This is a genomic window from Xanthomonas sp. NCPPB 2632 (assembly GCF_041228075.2).
GTDB lineage: Bacteria > Pseudomonadota > Gammaproteobacteria > Xanthomonadales > Rhodanobacteraceae > Luteibacter.
Genome location: NZ_CM192979.1, coordinates 1,482,300 through 1,504,051, shown reverse-complemented (window position 1 = coordinate 1,504,051; position 21,752 = coordinate 1,482,300). Strand labels below are relative to the sequence as shown.

The 21,752-nt window shown below is 67.6% G+C and carries 22 protein-coding genes and 1 pseudogene; 16 read left to right on the top strand and 7 right to left on the bottom strand.

Features of this window, described 5'->3' with window-relative positions:
• The first annotated feature begins 9 nt into the window (after window positions 1-9).
• Window positions 10-1,083 (top strand): aminotransferase-like domain-containing protein, encoded by a 1,074-nt coding sequence (locus tag AB8808_RS06795; RefSeq protein WP_369927879.1) that lies wholly within the window; start codon window positions 10-12, stop codon window positions 1,081-1,083.
• Window positions 1,084-1,155: 72 nt separating this feature from the next.
• On the opposite strand, the gene AB8808_RS06790 is transcribed toward AB8808_RS06795, so the two are convergent.
• Window positions 1,156-1,935, bottom strand: coding sequence for a tRNA threonylcarbamoyladenosine dehydratase (locus AB8808_RS06790; RefSeq protein ID WP_369927877.1), 780 nt, complete (start codon window positions 1,933-1,935; stop codon window positions 1,156-1,158).
• Between the two features lie 95 nt (window positions 1,936-2,030).
• Between AB8808_RS06790 and AB8808_RS06785 the strand changes: the two genes are divergently transcribed.
• The 4 genes from AB8808_RS06785 (at window position 2,031) to cqsA (ending at window position 6,286) form a co-directional block, all read left to right on the top strand.
• Window positions 2,031-2,420: a cytochrome C gene (locus AB8808_RS06785; protein ID WP_369927875.1), complete on the top strand. Its 390-nt coding sequence runs from the start codon at window positions 2,031-2,033 to the stop codon at window positions 2,418-2,420.
• 2 nt (window positions 2,421-2,422) lie between these two features.
• Window positions 2,423-3,820 carry a sensor histidine kinase gene (locus AB8808_RS06780; RefSeq protein ID WP_369927872.1) on the top strand — a complete coding sequence of 466 codons (1,398 nt, stop codon included), beginning with the start codon at window positions 2,423-2,425 and terminating at the stop codon, window positions 3,818-3,820.
• Complete coding sequence (locus tag AB8808_RS06775) at window positions 3,817-4,857, top strand: response regulator (RefSeq protein WP_369927870.1); 1,041 nt, start codon at window positions 3,817-3,819, stop codon at window positions 4,855-4,857. The genes AB8808_RS06780 and AB8808_RS06775 overlap by 4 nt, the downstream gene beginning before the upstream one ends.
• Window positions 4,858-5,020: 163 nt before the next feature.
• Window positions 5,021-6,286 (top strand): alpha-hydroxyketone-type quorum-sensing autoinducer synthase, encoded by a 1,266-nt coding sequence (cqsA, locus tag AB8808_RS06770; protein ID WP_369927868.1) that lies wholly within the window; start codon window positions 5,021-5,023, stop codon window positions 6,284-6,286.
• 8 nt (window positions 6,287-6,294) lie between these two features.
• Here cqsA and AB8808_RS06765 read toward each other — a convergent pair whose 3' ends face one another.
• The 5 genes from AB8808_RS06765 to AB8808_RS06745 all read right to left on the bottom strand — a co-directional run bounded on the left by AB8808_RS06765 (window position 6,295) and on the right by AB8808_RS06745 (window position 10,552).
• Entirely contained in the window at window positions 6,295-7,149 is an 855-nt protein-coding gene (locus AB8808_RS06765; RefSeq protein ID WP_369927865.1) for an alpha/beta hydrolase family protein, read from the bottom strand.
• Window positions 7,150-7,228: 79 nt separating this feature from the next.
• The gene (cspE, locus tag AB8808_RS06760; protein ID WP_369927863.1) at window positions 7,229-7,432 is read right to left on the bottom strand and encodes a transcription antiterminator/RNA stability regulator CspE; all 204 of its coding nucleotides are present in this window, start codon (window positions 7,430-7,432) and stop codon (window positions 7,229-7,231) included.
• A gap of 729 nt (window positions 7,433-8,161) precedes the next feature.
• Window positions 8,162-9,106, bottom strand: a complete 945-nt coding sequence (locus tag AB8808_RS06755; protein WP_369925716.1) for an IS110 family RNA-guided transposase — start codon at window positions 9,104-9,106, stop codon at window positions 8,162-8,164.
• 687 nt (window positions 9,107-9,793) lie between these two features.
• The gene (locus AB8808_RS06750; RefSeq protein WP_036111834.1) at window positions 9,794-10,003 is read right to left on the bottom strand and encodes a cold-shock protein; all 210 of its coding nucleotides are present in this window, start codon (window positions 10,001-10,003) and stop codon (window positions 9,794-9,796) included.
• 396 nt (window positions 10,004-10,399) lie between these two features.
• Entirely contained in the window at window positions 10,400-10,552 is a 153-nt protein-coding gene (locus AB8808_RS06745; RefSeq protein ID WP_369927860.1) for a hypothetical protein, read from the bottom strand.
• Here AB8808_RS06745 and AB8808_RS06740 point away from each other — a divergent pair.
• The 3 genes from AB8808_RS06740 to AB8808_RS06730 all read left to right on the top strand — a co-directional run bounded on the left by AB8808_RS06740 (window position 10,542) and on the right by AB8808_RS06730 (window position 12,783).
• A complete protein-coding gene (locus AB8808_RS06740; protein WP_369927858.1) occupies window positions 10,542-10,823 on the top strand; it encodes a hypothetical protein in 282 nt (93 codons plus the stop codon). The genes AB8808_RS06745 and AB8808_RS06740 overlap by 11 nt on opposite strands.
• Before the next feature lie 175 nt (window positions 10,824-10,998).
• Window positions 10,999-11,571 carry an EF-hand domain-containing protein gene (locus AB8808_RS06735; RefSeq protein WP_369927856.1) on the top strand — a complete coding sequence of 191 codons (573 nt, stop codon included), beginning with the start codon at window positions 10,999-11,001 and terminating at the stop codon, window positions 11,569-11,571.
• Window positions 11,572-11,712: 141 nt separating this feature from the next.
• Window positions 11,713-12,783, top strand: coding sequence for a phospholipase A (locus AB8808_RS06730; RefSeq protein WP_369927854.1), 1,071 nt, complete (start codon window positions 11,713-11,715; stop codon window positions 12,781-12,783).
• Between the two features lie 229 nt (window positions 12,784-13,012).
• Here AB8808_RS06730 and AB8808_RS06725 read toward each other — a convergent pair whose 3' ends face one another.
• Window positions 13,013-13,495, bottom strand: coding sequence for an FKBP-type peptidyl-prolyl cis-trans isomerase (locus AB8808_RS06725; RefSeq protein WP_369931335.1), 483 nt, complete (start codon window positions 13,493-13,495; stop codon window positions 13,013-13,015).
• Between the two features lie 188 nt (window positions 13,496-13,683).
• Here AB8808_RS06725 and AB8808_RS06720 point away from each other — a divergent pair, with 188 nt between their 5' ends.
• The 8 genes and pseudogenes from AB8808_RS06720 (at window position 13,684) to AB8808_RS06685 (ending at window position 21,749) form a co-directional block, all read left to right on the top strand.
• Window positions 13,684-15,678 carry an acetyl/propionyl/methylcrotonyl-CoA carboxylase subunit alpha gene (locus AB8808_RS06720; RefSeq protein ID WP_369927852.1) on the top strand — a complete coding sequence of 665 codons (1,995 nt, stop codon included), beginning with the start codon at window positions 13,684-13,686 and terminating at the stop codon, window positions 15,676-15,678.
• 13 nt (window positions 15,679-15,691) lie between these two features.
• Window positions 15,692-16,591 (top strand): hydroxymethylglutaryl-CoA lyase, encoded by a 900-nt coding sequence (locus AB8808_RS06715; protein ID WP_369927850.1) that lies wholly within the window; start codon window positions 15,692-15,694, stop codon window positions 16,589-16,591.
• Window positions 16,592-16,654: 63 nt separating this feature from the next.
• Window positions 16,655-17,140 (top strand): annotated as a pseudogene (locus AB8808_RS06710) (GNAT family N-acetyltransferase); the annotation flags it as partial.
• A 183-nt stretch (window positions 17,141-17,323) separates the two neighbouring features.
• On the top strand, window positions 17,324-17,626 hold the full coding sequence (locus AB8808_RS06705) for a GNAT family N-acetyltransferase (protein WP_240003987.1): 303 nt from the start codon (window positions 17,324-17,326) through the stop codon (window positions 17,624-17,626).
• Complete coding sequence (locus tag AB8808_RS06700; RefSeq protein ID WP_369927848.1) at window positions 17,623-18,192, top strand: GNAT family N-acetyltransferase; 570 nt, start codon at window positions 17,623-17,625, stop codon at window positions 18,190-18,192. The genes AB8808_RS06705 and AB8808_RS06700 overlap by 4 nt, the downstream gene beginning before the upstream one ends.
• Before the next feature lie 96 nt (window positions 18,193-18,288).
• Complete coding sequence (locus AB8808_RS06695) at window positions 18,289-19,056, top strand: SDR family oxidoreductase (protein WP_369927846.1); 768 nt, start codon at window positions 18,289-18,291, stop codon at window positions 19,054-19,056.
• Between the two features lie 37 nt (window positions 19,057-19,093).
• Complete coding sequence (gene efpL / locus AB8808_RS06690) at window positions 19,094-19,657, top strand: elongation factor P-like protein EfpL (RefSeq protein ID WP_369927844.1); 564 nt, start codon at window positions 19,094-19,096, stop codon at window positions 19,655-19,657.
• Window positions 19,658-19,679: 22 nt separating this feature from the next.
• Complete coding sequence (locus AB8808_RS06685) at window positions 19,680-21,749, top strand: FUSC family protein (protein WP_369927842.1); 2,070 nt, start codon at window positions 19,680-19,682, stop codon at window positions 21,747-21,749.
• Window positions 21,750-21,752 lie beyond the last annotated feature (3 nt).

Here is a 21,752-nt window from a genome sequence, read left to right as displayed (position 1 = left end):
AATCGGGCCATGCATCCGTCCTACGACCTGGCCGTGAACTACCCCCTGCGAACCCCGGTGGCCGCCCGGTTGGCCGAGGCACTGGCCCCCGCGACCGTGGGTCCCGACACGCTGGCCTATCCCGATCCGCAGGGTGCGGCGCCGACGCGCCAGGCGATCGCGCAGTGGATGACCCGTATCGGCGGACACGCCGCCGCCGATCCCGACCACCTCGTGCTCACCCTGGGCGCGCGCCACGCGCTGTGGCTGGCGCTGGCGTGCCTTGTCGCCGAGGGGGAGGCGTCGACGGTGATGGTCGATACCCTTACGTACCACGGCTTCCGCGACCTCGCGTCGGGCATGGGAACCCGATGTGTCGATGTAGCCATGGACGAGCACGGCATGCTGCCGGATTCACTCGACGCCGTGGCGGCACGTTCGCACAGCCGCGTCGTGTACGTGCAGCCGACCCTGCACAACCCGACCACCCTCACGCTGCCCCTGCAGCGGCGCCTGGACCTCGCTGAGGTGGTAGAGCGACGGGGGCTCTGGATCATCGAGGGCGACGTGTACAGCCATCTGGTGCACGGCACCGACGAGGCGCTGCCGCCGTTCGCCACCCTGGTGCCCCACCGCACCCTGCATGCGGGCGGTGTCGGCAAGCTGCTTGGGCCGGGCCTGCGCGTCGGCTGGCTGCAACTACCGAACCCGGCGCTCCTTGCGGCCTGCGTGGAACCGCTCCGCCGCGCCACCGACGGCTTGCCGGGCTGGCTGCCGGCCGTGGTCGCCGGCTGGATGCGGGATGGCACCGCCCTGGCGCTGAACCAGGCCCTGCAATCGGCGATGCGGGAGCGTGCGGCCCTTGCCCGCCAGGTCGTGGGGCCGGACCTGGTGACCTCCGGCGCCAGCCTGCATGCGTGGCTGCCATGCGCCGATGCGGAGGCCTTCGCGGAGCGCCTTCTGGCACGGGGGGTCAGGGTCGGTAACCCGGCCGGCTATGGCGATCCTTCGACGCACGGGATGGGCGTGCGGCTGTGCCTGGGGGCTGAGGAGGATATCGGGCGGCTGGGGGTGGCGTTGGGGGTCGTTGGGGGGTGCCGGTAGGCGGGGTTCGCGCACATCGTGCGCTCCTACCCCGTGCGCCGGCGGGCGGGCTGGGCGCGGGTGGCGGCGGGATCAGGGGGTGGTCAGCTTTTCGAGGGCTTTGCCCACGGCGGCGAAGGCGAAGGCGCCGGTGACGTGCGTGGCGGCGCCCAGGCCACCGCCGCAATCGAGCTTCACCGCGTCGCTGCCGGAGGGTCGCACGCCGCAGACGCTGCCATCGGGCTGTGGGTAGCGCACGTTCTGCAAGGAATACACCGCGGATACGCCGAAAAAGCGATCGGGGTTGCGCGGGAAGCCGTGCTCCTGGCGGAGCTTCTTCCGGATCATGCTGAGCATGGCGTCGTGCTCGGTGCGCGACAGGTCGCGCACGCGCACCTGCGTGGGGTCGGTGCGGCCACCCGCCGCGCCCACCGTCACCAGGGGCAGCTTGCGACGGCGGCACCAGACGATGGTCTCCAGCTTCACCTTGAGGGCGTCGCAGGCATCGATCACCACGTCGTAGTTGCGGTCCAGCAGCTCGTCCAGGCTGGATGGCGTGAGGAAACGCTCCATGGCCTCCAGCCGGATCGTCGGGCTGATCGCATGGGCACGTTCGGCGATGACACCCACCTTGGGCCGGCCGTACTGGCCGTCCAGCGCGTGCAGTTGGCGATTGGTGTTGGACAGGCAGACATCGTCGCCATCGATCAGCGTCAACCGGCCGATGCCGCTACGCGCCAGGGCTTCCGCCGCCCACGAGCCCACGCCGCCCACGCCGATGACGCATACATGCGCCTGGGCGAGGCGGTCGAGGCTGCCGCGCCCGTACAGGCGCTCGATGCCGGCGAAGCGTTCCGCCTGTGCGGTACCCACATGATTTCCAGGGAAAAGGACTGTGCTCATGGTCTCATATTGAAAGAACGGAGCCGTCAGCTATGCTGACGACCGTGCCAGGCCAGGGATCCCCCATGCGTGCGTTGCTCCTCGTCATCCTCGGCCTCGTGGTCGGCGCGATGGGCGCGACCTTCGCGCTGTCCGCCCTCCACCAGGGGACACCGTTCCACGACGGCGTCATGGCCGTGATGCAACATCGCATGGGAGTACTGCGAGCCAACGTGCGGGCAAGGCGGTGCGATGCCAAGGTGTCGGCCGGGCAACTGGCCGCCCTGCGCGTCTCCGCCGGCGATATCCGCGACGCCTTTCCCGACATGGATGCCCCCTTCTTCACCGCCGGCGACACCCTGGGCCGGGCCGTGGATGCCGCGCGCATCGCCGCACCGGCCAGTTGCGATGCCCTGGCCACCGTCCTCAAGCCGATCGGCGATGCCTGCCAGGCCTGCCACCGGCAGTACCGCTGACCATGACCGACGCCGGACCCACCATGGCCACGCCTACCGACAAACCCAGCGGGCCGCAGGGCTTCCTGCGCATGCGCTGGTGGCTGCTGGTACGGGCCATGGCACGTTTCGAAACCACCATGTTCCTGCGCACGCGCTACTCGCAGCCGAAGATGGTGGCGATCGGCGTCGTCGGCAGTTTCTGCCTGGCGGTGTATTACCCGGTCTGGGCCTACCTGTTTCCCCAGCCCTACGAAAACCTGCCCATGCGGCTGATCTGCAGCGCCACCTTCATTCCGCTGGCGCTGCTGCCGTGGTGGCCACGGCGCCTGCGCACGCACCTGCCGACCTACTGGTACTTCGCGATGACGGTGTCCATGCCGTTCTTCGTGGGCTACATGACCCTGCGCAACGCGACCCCGGCATGGCTGATGACCCACCTCGCGTGCGTCATGCTGCTGATGATGCTGTTCGACCTGGTCAGCTTCCTGCTGGTGTTCTCGCTGGGCAGCGTGCTGGCGGGGCTGGTCTTCGTGCTGTCGCCGGAAGCCCACCTGCATACGCGGACCATGCTGGAGTACATCCCGCTGCTGCTGTTCGGCATGGTCGGCGGCGCCACGTGCACCGTGTCGTCCAACATGGCGGAGCAATCGCGTATCGACGCCCTCACCGCCGCATCCAACAACATCGCGCATGAGCTGCGCACGCCGCTGGGCTCGCTGCGCATCGCCGCGCGAGCCGTGGCTCGCTACATGCCGGACCTGATCCGCAGCCACCGGCTTGCCGAGGGCGAAGGCCTGGCCGTACCCGAAGTGCGTGCGCAGAACCTGCATGCGCTGGAACGAAGCATCGGCGTGATGGAGCGTGAGGTCACCTACGCCAACACCATCATCGACATGCTGCTGCTGTCGGCAAGGCCGATCGGCGAAGTGCCCCTGTCGCGCCTGCAGGCGCGCGAGTGCGTGGAGCAGGCCCTGCGGCGTTTTCCGTACGGATCGCGCTCCGAGCGCGATCGCATCACCCTGTCGCCCCTGGGCGATTTCCCCCTGTACGGCGAAGAAAGCCTGGTGGTCCACGTGCTGTTCAACCTGCTGCGCAATGCACTTTTTCATACCGATCGCGCGGGCAAGGGCGAGATCCGTGTGTTCATCGAACCCGCCGAGGGCGTCAACCGCATCCGCGTGCACGACACCGGCCCGGGCATCCCCGCGGACGTGCTTCCCCGTGTTTTCAACCGGTTTTATTCCTATTCCAGCGACAGCGCCGGCACCGGCGCCATCACGGGCCTTGGAATAGGACTCGCTTTTTGCCGCGCGGCGATGGAGCATATGGGCGGTGGCATCGCATGCCGTACCGAACTGGGTGAGTTCACCGAATTCACCCTGACCTTCCCGCATTCGGAACCCGGGGACCGGCAGTGACGACGTTGAACGCACAGGGCGACATCCAGCCTTTCCATTTCCCGACGACCACCCTGCTCGTCGACGACCACGAGGAATACCTCGATGTGGTCCCGCTCCTGCTCGACCCCATGTTCCGGGTGCGCACCTTCAGTTCGCCGCGCAGCGCGCTGGCCACGCTGGGAAACAACGGCAGCCGCCCCGTCCCCGGCGGCGGCTGGCTGTACCGCTGGAAAGACCGCCCCTCGGAAACCCAAGAGCTGGTGGCGCTGGACATCGACTCGATCCATCGCGTGGTCTACGACCCGGAACGGTTCGCCGAGATATCGGTGGTGGTGGTGGACCAGGCCATGCCCGAGATGGACGGCATCACCTTCTGCAAGCGCCTGCCCAACCCGCACATCGGCAAGATCCTCCTCACCGGTCGTGCCGACGACGCCACGGCGATCGACGCCTTCAACTCGGGCGTGATCGACCGGTTCATCCGCAAGAACGATCCCCTGGCGATCGAAAAACTGCAGACCGCCATCGTCGAGCTGCAGCGCCGCTACTTCGACCGCGCCAGCGCGTTCGTGGCCGAGACCCTCGCCCTGGGCAATTTCCGCTTCCTGCGCGACCCCGCGTTCCGCGAGGTATTGCAGAGCGTCACGGCCACGTTCCAGCCGGTGGAGTGCTACGTGCACTGCAACCCGACCGGGCTGCTGCTGGTGGACGCCTGGGGTATCGGGCGTTTCCTGCTGGTGCAGACCGACGAGGACCTGCGAACGCACTATGAAATTGCGGCAGATCTGGGCGCGCCCGGCGCCGTGCTGGACGCCCTGCGCAGCGGCGAGGCCCTGCCCTGGTTCAACTCCCGCGACGGGTTCTACCACAAGGATGTGGAGCACCCGGAAAACCACATGTATGCGGCCACCGCGGTGTCCGGCGAGCAGTGGTACTACTACGCCCTGATCGACGAGGTGGAGCGTTTCCGCCTGCAGCACGTCAAGTCGTACCGCACCTGGCTCCGCGAGCAGGACCTGAGCCTCGCGGCCGACAGCCGGCCCCGATTCATCTAATCGCGTTACCGTCCCCGGTCTCTCTGGCATTGCCGGAGACCGGAGGACTCCCCTCCTTTGGTCTCTCTCGTATTCGCGCCCGCCTGGGCGAGGCTGGCGCGCGCGCGTCGTTCGCGGTGAACGGCGACGCGTTCATCGCCCATGACATCACAGAGAGATGACCATGGAAAACGTTTCCGTTCTGCACCGTGTTACCCGGGCGCCCGCGCTTCCCGCTTTCGTCGCCACGCGGGTCGATCGATTTCACAACGAACGCGTCGCCATCGACTGGGGCGGCCGTCACATTTTACGAGGCCGCCGCCCCGAAGCGGGCGACCTGATCCTCCAGAGCAACGATTACCTCGCCATCGCGGGCCATCCCGCGATCGTCGAGGCGCAGCGCGACGCCCTGGCTACCGGTGGCCTGGGCATGATGATGTCCGCCCTGTTCCAGCAGGACGCCGATCAGCCGTTGCATCGCGTGGAGGCGGAACTGGCCCGGGCGGTGGGCAGCGAGGACGGCATCCTCGCCCAATCGGGCTTCGCCGCCAATGTCGGCTTGCTGCAATCCATCGCGGGCGAACGGGTGCCGGTGTACGTGGACATGCTGGCACACGCGTCCTTGTGGGAAGGTATCCGCAGCGCGGGGGCGAAGGCGGTGCCGGTGCTGCACAACGACGTGGGCCACCTCGAGCGCCAGGTGCTGCGGCATGGGCCAGGCGTGGTCGTGGTGGACGCCGTATACAGCACCAACGGCAGCATCGCGCCGCTGGAGGCGATCGCCAACCTCTCGCAGGCGCACGGCTGCGTGCTGGTGGTCGACGAATCGCATTCGCTGGGCACCCATGGCAGCCGCGGCGAGGGGCTGGTGGCCAGCCTGGGGCTCAACGACCGCGTGCACTTCATCACCGCCAGCCTGGCCAAGGCGTACTGCTCGCGTGCGGGCTTCGTCGCCTGTACCTCGCGCTTCAAGGACTACTTCGGGTGCGAGGCGTTGCCGGCCATCTTCAGTTCCTCGTTGCTTCCCCACGAACTGGCCGGCCTGTCCGCGGCCCATCGGGTGATCCAGACCGAGGGCTGGCGACGCCAGCGCTTGCGGCAGATCACCCGACACGTCCGCGCGGAACTGACCGAACTGGGTTACCCGATCGCCGACGGCACCGAGCAGATCGTGGCGTTCGAAGCGGGACAGGAATTGCTGACCGGCAAGGTGCGCGACGTCATGGAGCGCCACGGAGTGTTCGGCTCGGTCTTCAGCGCACCGGCCACCACGGTCAACCGGTCGCTGCTGCGTCTTACCCTCAATGCCGGCATGAGCGACGACGACGTGACGCGGCTGATCGAGGTGTGCCGCGTCGCCCGGGATGCCATGGACGTGCCGGCATGGAGCGCGTCACGCCGCGCACGACGTGACGGCGAGCGGGAGATGGCCACCTCCGAAGTGGCCTGACGGCAGGTTCATAACCCATCGGCGATCCGACGCGCGATCGCGTCGGGCGCCTTCATCCAGGTGAAATGATCCGCCGCCTGCCCGTCCAGGTCCGCCGGGGACATGAGGTGGACCTGGCTTGGCGCATCCGGCATCTTGCCGAGCAGGAAATCCAGTGACGCCGCGGGGGCCAGCCAGTCGTCCTGGAGTCGCAGGGCCAGCACGGGTGACCTCTGGCCCCGTAGCGCGCCTTCCAGGTCGAGGCGAAGACCGCGTGCCGAATACGTGCCTTTACGCCCGCTGCGCGCCCAGTCGGCGATGACCCCGCGCGCCTCGTTGCCGCCGAAGCCGATCCGCCGACCCGGCAGTCGCCCGACCAGGTTCGCGAGCGCGGGCGCCGCCATGTAGGCAAGCGCGACCCAGGGTTTGAAGCGTCGCCAGTATGGCGCTCCGCTGCCGACCAGGATCACGCCCGCTAGCGGCAGGGGGGACGTAGCCGCCAGGAGGCAAGCCAGTTGCCCGCCAAGGCTGTGCCCGCCGATGTGGACGGGCACCTCCGGTATCGCTCGTCGCAGGGCGGCCAGGCTGGCCGGCAGGTCGTCGCCCAGCAATTCGCGGTAACCCCAGTTTGCACGGCGCGATGCACGTCGGTCGCTGGAGCCCAGGCCGCGCCACTCGTGCAGGGCGACGGCCACCCCACGCGCCGCCAGCGCACGGGCAAGGAGATCGTAGTGGCGCGCGCCGACACCCATGGCGGGCAGCCAGAGCAGCGCGGCACGCGGCGGGGCCGCGGCCGGCCGGTAGATCAGGAGGTCAGCCGAGGCGCCGTCCGTCATGCGGAGGGGCTGCGCCGAGGTAACGATGTCGGGTGTGCTGTCGGTCATATAAAAAACCCTCCCGGCGCAGAGCACCGGGAGGGTCAAAGTCATGCAGGAGCGGGCGGCGCAAGGCAGCCCGAAGGCATTACTTCGGATTGACGTTGTCAGCCTGCGGGCCCTTCTGGCCCTGGGTCACGGTGTATTCCACCTTCTGACCCTCGGCAAGCGACTTGAAGCCGTTGCCCTGGATGGAACGGAAATGCACGAACACGTCCGGACCACCCTCATCCTGAGTGATGAAGCCAAAGCCTTTGGCGTCGTTGAACCACTTCACAGTACCAGTTGCCATCACACACACCTCTATCCAACACACTTAAAAACCCGACTCGGCGAGCCGGCGACTTACTGGGCATGCTGGACCGGGTGAGGCGATGGGCGTCGATTACGCGCTTACATCGGGTCACTCGCGTAACCGCGCAGACTCAGTGGGGTCGATCATAACCGTATTTTCGCGAAGTTCTGTAGGGGAACCCCTACATGGGACGAATTTTTGACGTCTATCACGTGATTAGGGTTGAAATCATGGGGAAAAATGACTTTGTGAAGGACTTTTTTGGGGGGGCTCGCCTTCGGCGTCGTGTTGGGCCTTGGAGCCTTGGGCGTTGGAGCAAGAGCCGGCGGGTAGCCCCCTCGTGGCCACGCCTGCGGCGACCCGCTAAGGAAAGGCCGCTGGCGCGGCCGCTTATCTATTGCCCTTCGGTCCGGGTCGGGCTTCGAACGGAGGTTTCCGATTCGACATCCTGTCTCAGCGGAAACGGCCGGCCGTCCTGGCCGGCCCCCTGCGGGCTTTTTCCGTTCGAAGCCCTCGCCTGCGGCTACCGGCCACGAGGGGGCTACCCGCCGGCTCTTTCCACAACTGAGGTGGGTTGTGACGCGAGCGGTCGCAGAGGTGCGGGGTATGGCGTCAGCGCTTCGTTGGCTTTTCGCCCACGTCGTGGGCTCCTACCCCAGGGGTAGGGCAGGTTGTGGCATATCCAACGCGTGATCTGCCGGCTTGGGGTAGGAGCAACTGTCTTTTTCAGGCCTCTACCGTGCCGTGCCATTGAGTCTGATCGCGGGCCATGGCGTTGAGGGTGATGAGCAGTTTGCGCATGCAGGCCACGATGGCCACCTTCGGAGGCTTGCCTCGCGCTTTAAGGGCCTGATAGTGGGCTCTCAGAGGTGACTGGGTGCTGCGGATGGCGGCGAGTGCGGCCATGTAAAGGATGCGCCGCACGAAGGGCCGGCCGGCCATGATCTGGCGGGGGCCGTCCCGCCGCCCGCTCTGCTTGGTGTACGGCGCGACGCCGACCAGCGCGCTGATCTGCCGATTGCCGCGTTGGCCCAGCTCCGGTAGGAAGGCCAGCAGCGTGGCGACGGCGATCTTGCCCAGGCCAGGCACCTGGAGCAGTTGCTCAGCAAGCGGCGCATCGGCGGCTTTGGCGGCTTCCGCCATGAGCCCTTCGAGTGCCTTGATCTCCGCGGTCAGCAGGGCGCCTACCCGCTCTAGCGCCCCTTGGACGACCATCGACTCGCACCGTTTGATCCGGCGGCGGTTGTCGTCGCGCTGCCGGATCAACTGATCCCGGCCCTTCACCAGGCCGCGCAGATGGCGTTGCGCCGGCGTTGGCGGCTTATAGGGCTGCGGCGTGATGGTCTGGGCCATGTGGGCCAAGGCCCTGGCGTCGGCCTTGTCGGTCTTGGCAAACTTGCCCAGGCTACGCACGAAAGCGGTGCCACGATGCGAGGCAATCCGGGTCACCGTATAGATCTGGGCGATGGCATCCAGAATCAGGTTCTCGTAGCCACCGGTGGCCTCCAGGACCACGTGTTGCACGTCCAGCCTGGCCATGACGCGAAGCAGTTTCTTCGCACCGGCTGGGCTGTTGTCGAACTGCTCACAGGCGCCGGTTTGTTCACCGGCACGGAAGAAAGCCACGTCAAGCGTCTTGCTGCTGACGTCGATACCGAGGTAAAAAGTCATCGTCTCGTTCCAGCTAGGGCGGGATAGAGAGCACTTTCCACGGGCCCACGCTTGTGATGTTCGAGCCGTTAACTCGGGCAACTGTTCGGGCTTGGTGGAAAGAAGGGAGTGTGGCGGCCCGGGCTCCTACACGTGCTCAAGGCACCGCGCACAATCGGCCTGCCACACTCCGCTCTCGACTTCGAATCTACCCCATCGAAAAGACACAAGCGCACGCATGTGCGCGAATCCTCAACCTACCTAAGGCGACCGATGCCATAAGCAACAGGCAGGCGAGCGTTCCAAGCAACGAAGCGAAACCTGGCTCTTCGCTCTTCCCACACGCAACCTCAGCGCTGGAAAGAGCCGGCGGGTGCCACCCTCGTGGCCGGTAGCCGCAGGCGAGGGATTCGAACGGACAAGGCCCGAAGGGGGCCGGCCAGGACGGCCGGCCGTTTTCGCGAGACAGGATGTCGAGTCGAAAACCCCCGTTCGAAGCCCGACCCGGCCCGAAGGGCAATCAATAAACGGCCGCGCCAGCGGCCCTTCACTAGCGGGTCGCCGCAGGCGTGGCCACGAGGGTGGCACCCGCCGGCTCTTGCTCAAAAGCCCAGGCCCAACGCGACGCCGAAGGCGAGCCACCCGCCCACAAAAAAAGGCCGGGCGTCGCCGCCCGGCCTTTCTTATGCAGCTCGGATATCCGAAGGCTTAGGCCTTCTGGACTTCCTCAGCCTGCAGACCCTTCTGGCCGTTGACGACCTTGAAGGAGACCTTCTCGCCTTCGGCGAGGGACTTGAAGCCGTTGCCCTGGATGGCGCGGAAGTGCACGAACACGTCCGGGCCGTTCTCACGGGAGATAAAGCCGAAGCCCTTGGCGTCGTTGAACCACTTGACGGTGCCGATTTCACGATCCGACATAGAAACACTCCAAATACAATTTTTACGAATAAAACCAGCAACTTGAATAGCTGCCGCCTAACTGGTGTGCAAGGAAACGCGAGGAGCGAAGCGATGTTGCGGATACGTGATCAGCTGCATCGGGTCAAACTAACTCTATGACCCCGGCAAACACAGTCCAGCGACTATACAGGGCCATGTCACAAATAGCGATGCCGCTCAGGGGGCGTTCGTGGGCGACCCGATAACGTAACTTTCACGGTATCGGCGCACATGCTTGCGGGTGGTCGCAAAAGCACAGCGATCTCACCTACCATCCGCTCACGTTCTAACCAAGGGGGACCGCTCCATGAACCACTCCAGCATCCGACTCGTTCCGCTTCTCATTGGCGCCCTGGCCCTGGCGGCGTGCGCGGATCACAACGCAAGGACGACGTCGGGCAGCACCCGCACGACGGTCTCCTCCACGCCTGCGAGCGGCTCCGCCAGCAAGTCGCGCGTCGCCACGGCCAGCACCACGACCGGCGGATCGACGTCGTCCCGGACGACCAGCCGCACGGTGTCGGCCAAGGACGCTCCCCTGCCCGACAGCACGGGTATCGCCGCCTGTGATGAATACCTGGCCAGCTACAAGAGCTGCCACCTCGCCGCGGGTATCTTCGCGCGCGACCAGATCGACAGCCGCTACGACATGATGCGTACCAGCCTGCTGCGCCAGTCGCAGGACCCGGACATGCGCGGTCAGCTGGGTGCCCGCTGCGCATCGCTGGCCAGCCAGTTGAAGGATGCGCTGCACGGTAAGTCGTGCGCCGACACGCCGGCTCCGGCCTCAACGCGCTAACCCTTGCAAGGGTGATCCACGCGTCCCGTGCACGTGCTGTGGGATAGGCGTGACGGCGCGGTGCAGGCGCTTTCGTAATTGTGCCGCCGTTAAATCTCTCCTTGGTAGCGTCGGGAACGATGTCGCGGATCGACGATCCGCGGCAATCCGACCACCGTTGACTAAGGAGGCTTATATGAAGACGCATATTCGCGCTGCCGCACTGGGCGCTTCGTTGTTGCTGGCCGGTGCCGCTTTTGCACAGGACGTTCCGCCGCCCGGCCGGGTGCCGCCTCCGCCGGCCGGTGAGGCTACGCCTCCACCGCCGCCGCCGTCCGATACCGCACCGGGCACGATGCAGCAGCAGGATCCGGCCATGCCGCCGCCCGCCGCCAATGCGCCGCCTCCGCCGCCCCCGGGCGACATGCCGCCGCCGCGCCCCGGTGACGCTCCGCCGCCGCCCCGTCCGGGCGATGCCCCGCCGCCGCCGCCGGGTGGCGACGCCGGTGCGATGGGTCGCCCCATGCCCCCGCCGCAAGGCGCTGGCCAGGTTGTCGTGAATAGCAGTCCCGCACCGGCCAAACCGTCGGGTCCGGCACCGGATTTCGCCACGCTCTCGGGCGGCAAGGGTTCGATCAGCCCGACGCAGGCTTCGGCATTCCCGCTGCTGGCTAACGACTTCCAGTACGCCGACGCCAACCGCGACGGCCGCGTCTCGAAGGCCGAGTACCAGAAGTGGGTGACCAAGTCGGGCGCCAGCGGTCAGTAAGTACGCTGTACCACGCGCGTAGGAAACGGCCCGCATGTCGGGCCGTTTCCTTGAGTATTCGCGCACATGCACGCTTTTCACATTTGTCACGGATACACTTCCGCCTGCCGGGCAGTCACCGGCTCAGGGAGTCTCCGTACGATGAAACGAATCCACGCCGCCGCCGGCGCCTTCGGCGCTTACGCCTGTCTGCAGGCGGGCCTCGCCTTGGCGCAGAATCCGAGCCCGATGGACATTCGTGCCTGCTCGGGTATCGAAACCGACTCGCAGCGCCTGCTCTGCTACGACAAGGCGGTGGGCCGGCCGAACATGACCACGGCGGCGAAGAAGGAAGACCCCAAGGGTGAATCCATGAGCGTCGACCTGGCCACGCGCAACTCGGGTGACGTGCCGCGGCCGCTCTCGCTGCTGGACAGTCGCTGGGAACTGTCGCCCGAGAGCAAGCTGGGCACGTTCAACCTGCGCGGTTACAAGCCGACCTACGTCCTGCCGTTCTTCGGTACGAACAAGCAGAACACGACCCCGCACACGCCCGCGCCGGACCATACCGTCACGACGCCGCAGAACCTCGACAACGTCGAGGCGAAGTTCCAGATCAGCATGAAGACGAAGGTGGCCGAGAACCTGTTCGGCGACAACGGCGACGTGTGGGTGGGTTACACGCAGTCGTCCCGCTGGCAGGTGTACAACAAGGACAACTCGCGTCCGTTCCGCGAAACCAACTACGAGCCGGAAGCGTTGCTGGTGTTCAACACCAACTACAACCTCTTCGGCTGGAACGGCCGCCTGGCCAGCATAGGCATCAACCACCAGTCCAACGGACGCGCCGATCCGCTGTCGCGCAGCTGGAACCGGGTGGTGGCCGACATCGGCCTAGAACGTGAGGGCTGGGCCATCATGCTGCGGCCGTGGTGGCGCATTCCGGAGGCGCGCAAGGATGACGACAACCCGGATATCAAGGACTACATGGGCCGCGGCGAAATCACCGTCGTGCACGAGGTGGGTCGCCAGGAGTTCTCGCTGACCGGCCGCCACTCCTTCCGCACCGGCGATCGCTCACACGGCTCGCTGCGCGGCACCTGGAGCTTCCCGGTGGTGAACAACCTGCGTGGCTACGTGGAAGTGTTCAACGGGTATGGCGAAAGCATGATCGACTACAACCACCGCGCGACGTATCTGGGCGTGGGTGTGTCGTTGCTCGACTGGTATTGAGTCTGAGGGTGGCTGATTCGCGCACATCGTGCGCTCCTACCAAGCGTCGCGGGTAGGAGCGCACGATGTGCGCGATCAAATCCGCGCCACATTCGGTGTAGGAGCGCACGACGTGCGCGATCAACCCCACAACACGTTGGGCCGTAGGAGCGCACGATGTGCGCGATCCCGACGCACGCGACCAATCACGCCGAGGCGCGCGACAGACGCACGCCCCGCCCCATCACCCTCAGTGCTGGTGACCGCCCGCGCCATGGACGTGGCCGTGGGCCAGTTCGTCCTCGGTGGCGTCGCGCACGTCGGTGATCTCGACGGCGAAGTGCAGCGTCTGGCCGGCGAGCGGGTGGTTGCCGTCGACGGTGACGTTGTCGCCTTCGATCTTGCTGACCGTGACGTTGATGCTGCCCTGGTCGTTGCGGCCCTGGAACTGCATGCCGGGCTGGAGGTCTTCCACGCCCTGGAACGCCGCGCGCGGCACGACCTGGATCAGTTCCTCGTGACGCGGGCCGTAGCCTTCCTCGGGAACGACGTCGACCTTGAACTGGTCGCCGACCGAACGGCCTTCCAGCGCTTTCTCGAGGCCGGGCACGATGTGGCCCTCGCCATGGATATAGGCCAGCGGCTCGCGACCGTCCGAGCTGTCGACGACGTTGCCCTGGTCGTCGGTCAGCGTGTAATGGAAGGAAACGGCGTGGCGGTTGGCGATCTGCATGAAATTCTCTCGCTGGGAGGGGGAAAGGGAAGACATGAAGGCGCCTTCCCGAACCCTCAAGGCTAGGCGACCCGTCGCCCGCGTGCAAATCCACGGAATCGGAGCATGCTGCGCCGCAACCCTTCGCCGCACCGCGATCTGCTAATTTTTCCGCTTTTCCCCACCCTGTCCAGCTCGCCGGGAGCCGCATGTTCGAGTGCATTCTGATCGCCAACCGCGGAGAGATCGCCTGCCGCGTGATCCGGACCTGTCGCCGCCTCGGCATCCGTACGGTCGCGGTGTATTCCAGCGCCGACGCGGATGCCCAGCACGTGCGGCTGGCCGACGAGGCCTGGCCGATCGGTGGACCGCGGCCGGCCGAGTCCTATCTGCGTGGCGACGCGATCATCGAGGTAGCCCGGCGCAGCGGCGCCCAGGCCATCCATCCCGGCTACGGCTTCCTGTCCGAAAACACCGATTTCGCGCGTGCGTGCGCCGCGGCGGGCATCGTGTTCATCGGTCCGCGCCCGGAAAGCATCGACGCCATGGGTTCCAAGGCGGCCGCCAAGGCGCTGATGGAACGTCACGCGGTGCCGCTGGTGCCCGGCTACCACGGTGCGGACCAGGCTCCCGACCATCTCGCCGACGAGGCGGCACGCACGGGCTTCCCGCTGATGATCAAGGCCGCCTCGGGCGGCGGCGGCAAGGGCATGCGCATCGTGCACGATGCCGCCGGTTTCGCCGAGGCACTGGCGTCCGCGCAGCGCGAGGCCGCCAACGCGTTCGGCGATACGCGGGTGATCCTGGAACGCTACGTCGAACATCCGCGGCATATCGAATTCCAGGTATTCGGCGACACCCACGGCAACATCGTCCACCTCAACGAGCGTGAGTGTTCCGCGCAGCGGCGCTACCAGAAGGTGCTGGAAGAAACACCGTCGCCCTTCCTCGACGAGGCCCGCCGTGCACGCATGGGTGCTGCCGCCGTGGCCGCTGCGCGTGCAGTGGACTACGTGGGCGCGGGCACCGTGGAATTCATCGTGGGCCAGGACGGAGAGTTCTTCTTCATGGAGATGAACACTCGCCTGCAGGTGGAACATCCGGTCACCGAGGAAACCCTGGGGCTGGACCTGGTGGAATGGCAGCTGCGAGTGGCCGCGGGCGAGCCTCTGCCGCTGGCCCAGCAGGACATCCGGGCCGAAGGCCACGCCATCGAGGTGCGGCTGTACGCGGAAGACCCCGAGGCCGGCTTCCTGCCCGGCTCGGGCAAGCTGCTTTCGCTGACCCTGCCGCAGGCGTCGCGACACGTTCGCCTCGACGGCGGCGTGATCGCAGGCGACACCGTGACCATCTTCTACGACCCGATGATCGCCAAGCTGATCGTCCACGACCGTACCCGCGCGCAGGCGCTGGAGCGGCTGCGCGAGGCACTGGCGGCCACGGACATCGTCGGCCCCAAGTCGAACGTCGCCTTCCTCGAACGCCTAGTGCGCCATCCCGTGGTGGTGGAAGGGCGGATCGACACCGGTTACCTCGACCGCCACCTCGACCAGTTCCTCGTCGGTGACGACCAGCCGGCCGACATCGAACGGTTCGCCGCCGCCACCGCGGTGCTGCTGGCCGACGAAGCCGGCGTCGCCGGGGCCGCCGGCGATCCCCACTCGCCCTGGGCAAAGGCCGACGCCTGGCGCCTCGGGCATCACGGCAAGCGCGTCGTCGCGCTCATGCAGGGCGACGTACGCCACGAGATCGAGGCGCACGGCCACGACGGCGCCTACGTGCTGCGCGAAGGCGAGGCGTCATGCACGGTCGCCGGCGCACGGCGGGACCACGGCGTGTTGTCGGCCCGTTTCGACGGCGAGAGCCGTCGCGTACCCCTGGCGGTCGACGGCGATCGCGTCCGCCTGCACGACGGACAGGGCCGCCGCTGGACGTTCAGCCGCGCGCCAGCTTATGCCTGGGCCGGCGCCGCATCGGCCGGTGCGCGCCACCTCGCGGCACCGATGCCGGGCCGCGTGGTGCTGGTGCGTGTGGCTGCGGGCGACGTGGTGGAGGAAGGCCAGGAACTGATGGTGATGGAGGCGATGAAGATGGAACTCGCCTTGAAGGCGCCGCGTGCCGGCACCATCGAAAGCGTCTCGGCGGTGCAAGGCGATTTCGTCGACGCCGATGCCGTGCTCGTCCGCTTCGCCGAACCCGCCTGACGGAAGCCTTTCCATGACCGCATCCAACCACGTCCGCATCGTCGAGGTCGGGCCACGCGACGGCCTGCAGAACGAAAAAGCCATGCTGGCCGCCGAGGTGAAGATCGCGCTGATCGATCGCCTCTCGGCGACCGGACTGGTCACCATCGAAGCCACCAGCTTCGTCAGCCCGCGCTGGGTACGCCAGCTGGCGGATGCCGCCGAGGTGTTCCAGGGCATCCGCAAGGCGCCCGGCGTGGTCTACCCCGTGCTGGTGCCCAACCTGCAGGGATACGAGCGGGCGCGCGATGTCGGCGCCACGGAAGTCGCGGTGTTCACCGCCGCGTCGGAAGCGTTCAACCAGAAGAACATCAACGCCTCCATCGATGCGTCGATCGATCGCTTCGTACCGGTGATGGAGCGGGCCCGCGCGGACGGCGTGGCCGTGCGCGGCTACGTATCCACCGTGCTCGGCTGCCCCTACCAGGGCGAGGTGCCGGTGGCCGACGTGGTCCGCGTCGCGCGTCGCCTGCACGAGCTGGGCTGCCACGAGGTGTCGCTGGGCGACACCATCGGCGTCGGCACGCCCGTGAAGGCGCGCGCGATGCTTCGCGCCGTGGCGGCGGAGGTGCCCATGGCGTCGCTCGCCGTGCATTTCCACGATACCTACGGGCAGGCGCTGGCCAATATCCTCGCCTGCCTCGAGGAAGGCGTGCGCGTGGTGGACAGCGCAGTCTCGGGCACCGGCGGCTGCCCCTATGCGCGCGGCGCCACCGGCAACGTGGCCAGCGAGGACGTGATCTACATGCTGCACGGCATGGGCATGACCACGGGCGTGGACCTGGACCGCCTGGTCGAGACCGGCGCCTGGCTGGCCGGCCAGCTGGGCAAGGAAACCGCCAGCCGCGTGACCCGGGCCCGCACCGCGGTCTGATGGCCCCGGCACCTGCCCACCACACGGTTGGCGCTTCCGCCGCCGTTCGGGCAGCATCGGGGGATGCCTGCCGACTACCTCATCCGCCCCATCGAGCCCCGCGACGATGCCGACATCGCCGCGGTCATCCGCCATGTCATGCCGGAGTTCGGTGCCGACGGGCCGGGCTTCGCCATCCACGACGCCGAGGTGGACGCGATGACCGCCGCCTACGCGCGGCCACGTGCGGCGTACTTCGTGGTGGACAAGGGCGGTCGCGCCATCGGCGGCGCCGGCATCGCGCCGCTGGAGGGCGGTGACGACGAAACCTGCGAACTGCGCAAGATGTATTTCCTGCCCGAGGCGCGCGGCATCGGTGCCGCGTCCAACGTCATGCGCGCCTGCCTGGATGCCGCGCGGCGCGCCGGCTTCTCGCGCTGCTACCTGGAAACACTGACCGGCATGGATGCCGCGCAGGCCGTGTATTTCCGGCACGGCTTTACGCGCATCGACGCTCCCATGGGCGGCACGGGGCATTTCAGTTGCGACCGCTTCTTCCTGCGCAGCCTCAACGACGGCGACCTGATCGTGGCGCCGAAGCCGCCGTCGCTGGTGTTCGGCATCGACGATCCGGGCAAGGACGACGTGCTGCCCCTGATCGAACAGCTGCACGGCTACCTGTCCGACCTCTATCGCCATCCGCTGCCCCAGGCGGTTGGCGTGGAAAACCTCCGCCGGCCCGACACCACCTTCATGACGGCGCGCGTGGACGGCCAGCCGCTGGCCTGCGGCGCCTGCGTGGACCAGGGCAGCTATGTCGAACTGAAATACATGTACGTGGTACCGGCCTGCCGCGGCATGGGCCTGGGCAAGCAGATGCTGGAAGCGCTGGAGCGCCAGGTGCGCGCCGGCGGCGGTACGCGGGTGAAACTTGAAACCGGCGTGGCACAGACCGAATCGATCGAGCTCTACGAGCGTTCGGGCTACCGTCGCTGCCCGCCGTTCGGCGATCATCACGCCAACCCGTCCAGCATATTCATGGAAAAGCCCCTGTGATACGTATCGCCCGAGAGGCCGACGCCGCCGCCTGTCATGCCATCTACGCGCCCGTGATCGAAGGCAGCGCGATCACCTTCGAGACCGAACTGCCCGGTGTCGAGGCCATGCGCGGCCGCATCGCCACCCGCATGACCAGCCACCCGTGGCTGGTGTGGGAAGAAGACGGCGCGGTGCTGGCCTACGCCTATGCGGGACGCTTCCGCGAACGCGCCGCGTACGACTGGGTCGCGGAAACCTCGATCTACGTGCACGAGGACGCGCGCCGCCGTGGCATCGCCCGGCGCCTGTACGGTGCACTGCTGGACGCGATGCGCCTGCAGGGCATCAACCAGGCGGTGGGCGTGATCACGCTGCCGGGCGACACCAGCGTGGCCATGCACGCGTCGATGGGCTTCACGCCCGCCGGCGTCTGGCCGAGCGCCGGGTACAAACTCGGCCGATGGTGGAACGTCGGCGTGTGGAGCCTCTTCCTCAGTGCGCCGGAAAACCCGCCGTCACCCGTCGTCCCGTTCGCCGCCCTGGTGGCGTCGGGACGCATGCAGGCGTTCCTCGCCGAACGTTGATCGCTCGCGCCGTGTGCCGTGTGCTCCCGCACAACGCCAAGCCGCGATGCCTCGGCTAAGATGGGCCTCTTTGCCAGTCGCTTCCGCGGAGTTTCCATGCAGCTCGAACAGGTCAGGGCCGTCATCACCGGCGGCGCATCCGGTCTCGGCCACGCCGTTGCCAAGCGTCTCGTCGACGCCGGCGCGAAGGTCACGCTTTTCGACGTCAACGAGGAAAAGGGCCAGGCCGCCGCCGCAGCGCTGGGATCGCAGGCATCGTTCCGCCGCACCGACGTCACCTCGGAAGACGGCGTGGTCGCCAACATCGCCGCCGCCAGCGAAACGATGGGCGGCCTCAACGCGGTGATCAACTGCGCGGGCATCCTGGGCGCGGGCCGCGTGCTCGGCAAGGAAGGCCCGATGCCGCTGTCGACCTTCAGCACCACCGTCATGGTCAACCTGGTCGGCAGCTTCAACGTGGCCAAGGCGGCCGCGCAGCTGATGCAGGCCAATTCGCCCGGTGACGACGGCGAGCGCGGCGTCATCATCCACACCGCCTCGGTGGCGGCTTATGAAGGCCAGATCGGCCAGGCCGCGTATTCCGCCTCCAAGGGTGGCGTGGTCGGCATGACGCTGCCTATGGCGCGCGAGCTGGCCCGGTTCGGTATCCGCGTGAACACCATCGCGCCCGGCATCTTCTGGACGCCGATGGTCGACGGCATGCCGCCGCAGGTGCAGGAGTCGCTTTCCGCGTCGATCCCGTTCCCGTCGCGTCTGGGCAAGCCGGAGGAGTTCGCCGACACGGTGGCCTTCATCCTCGCCAGCCGTTACCTCAACGGCGAAACGATCCGGCTCGACGGCGGCGTCCGCCTCGCTCCGAAGTAATCCTTCCTTCCATTCCACGACATCGAAGTCGAACGCCATGAAAGCATCCGAAGTCAAAAAGGGTAACGTCGTCGAGAACGACGGCACCGTCTACCAGGTCCGCGACATCGAGCGCAGTGCGCCGTCCGCGCGCGGCGGCAACGTCACGTATCGCTTCACGCTGTATTCCATCCCGGGCAACCGCAAGTTCGACCTGAGCGTACGCGCCGACGACGAACTGAAGGAAGTGGCGCTGGAGCGCCGCCAGGCCAGGTTCTCCTACATGGACGGCGACGCGTTCGTCTTCATGGACGACGAGGACTACACCCAGTACACGCTGGACGCCGCCGTGGTCGGCGACAACGCCGGCTATGTCGTGGAAGACCTGGAGGGCTACTACATCCAGGTGATCGACGATGCGCCGGTGGGCCTGCAGGTGCCGACCTCGGTGGTGCTGACGGTAACCGACACCGCGCCCGAGATGAAGGGCGCCAGCGCCACCAAGCGATCCAAGCCCGCCACGCTGCAAACCGGTGTCGAGATCCAGGTGCCCGAGTACATCACCACCGGCGAGAAGGTCACGGTCAACACGCTGACCGGCGAATTCGCCGGCCGCGCGTAAGGGTCGTCGACGCGCCCATGCCATGAACGGCCGCTATTCGTTTCGTGCCAGTGTCATCGATACGCTGATCCGGACGAAGCGGCCCGACGTGCCCGTGCGCGTGGCCTTGCGCAACACCGCGGCCGTGGTGTTGCCCATGGCCCTGGGCATCCTGCTGGGGTATCCGGAGATCGGCCTGGGCGTGGCCGCCGGCGCGCTCGACACGATGTTCTCCGACCAGCCGGGCCCCTACCAGCAACGGCTCAGCCGGTTGTTCCTCGCGGCGCTGGCCGCGGGCGCGGCCTCGCTGGTCGGTTTCCTCATCGGCGACTGGGTGGGGCCGATGTGCCTGGCCTGCCTGGTCTGCGGCTTCCTCGGCGGCATGCTGGTGGTCTTTGGCCCGGACATCGCCCGCGTGGGCATGACCAGCATGCTGCTGCTGGTCATCACCGCGGCGACGCCGAAGGACCTGATCGGCGCGCTCAGCGGCGGCGGCCTGATCTTCACCGGCGGCATGCTGCTGGCCGCATTCTCCGTCGCCGCCTGGCCGCTACAACGCTATCGTCCCGAGCGACTGGCCCTGGCCGTGGTGTATCGCGGACTGGCCGACCTGGCCCGCAAACCGCAGAAGGACGGCGAGGCGCCGGCCCTGGCCGATGCCATGAACACGCTGCAGACCACGCTGCTGGGCCGTCACCATGCGCACGGTCGCGCCATGGAGGCCTTCCGCGTGTTGCTGGAACTGGCCGAACGCATCCGTCTCGAACTGATCGCCATGGCCGAGCTGGACGCCCGCCGCGACGGCATGGGCGACATGTTCCGTGCCGATGCCGCGCGGGTGCTGGACGCCGCGGCGGACGCCCTGGACGCGGCCGAGCCGCCGCAGCGCGCCGAGCGTGCCCTGGCCACGCTGCAGGCCAGCGAGCGCGCCCTGCTCGCCGGCTCGACCGGCACGGGGCTGGGCGGGCATATCCGGGCCTTGTCCGGCCAGCTGGCGGCCGCAGTGCGTAACACCAACTGGGCCGGTTCGCGCGGTGAGGAACGCGCGCAACGCGCGGAGACCGCGCTGCCGGAAACCCTGCGCAGCGGTTCGGCGCTGGCCATCCTGCGCGCCAACCTCACGCCCGGCTCCGTCGCCTTCCGCCACTCGGTGCGCTGCGCGGTGGTGCTCACCCTGGCCTTCGCCGTGTCGCGCCACTTCGCCCTGCCCCACGGCTATTGGCTGCCGATGACCGCCGCCATCGTGCTGCGCCCGGATTTTGCCGCCACCTTCAGCTTCGGGCTGCTGCGCGTGGTCGGCACGATCCTGGGCCTGCTGCTGACCACGTTCGTGCTGCGCCTGACCCCGGACGTGCCGTGGGCACACCTGGCCGTGATGGGCGTGCTGTGCGTCGGCTTCCGTTACCTCGCCGTCGCGCACTACGGCATCGCGGTGGCCGCCCTCACCGGCACCGTGGTGGTGCTGTTGTCGTTCGAGGGCGTGGACCCCAACGCGGCCATGGCCGACCGCGTGCTCAATACCGTGCTGGGTAGCGGGCTGGCGCTGCTGGCCTACCTGCTGTGGCCATCCTGGGAGCGCCACCAGGCACGCACGTCGCTGTCGACCATGCTCCGCGCCTACGCCGATTACCTCGATGCCCTCGTGGCCCCGGCCAATCGGGGTGCACGCCACGAAGTGCGCACCGCCACGCGTACGGCCCGCACCAATGCCCAGGCGTCGGTCGACCGCATGCGTGCCGAGCCCGGTACGCCGGCCGTGCTGCTGGAACTGGCGGAAACGCTGTTCGCCAACGGCAACCGCCTGGCGCGTACCGCGATGGCGCTGGAATCCCTGATCGACGGGGACGAGGTGCCGGAAGCCTGGACGCACGTGGGACCGTTCGTGCACGAGGCCGCCGTCGCGCTGCGCGCGCAGGCCGAGGCGCTGACCCGCACGGAGGGCGTCGCCGTGACGCCCCTGCTGCGCGAGCACCAGCGCCACCTGATGGCCTCACTGGGGCGCGCCACCGATCGCGAGCTGGCGGGCGCGCTGGAGCGCCTGACCGACCGCCTCACCGACAACGTCGACACCATCGCGCACGTGGTTACCCGGCGGTCGGTCACCCCGGCCTGAGCC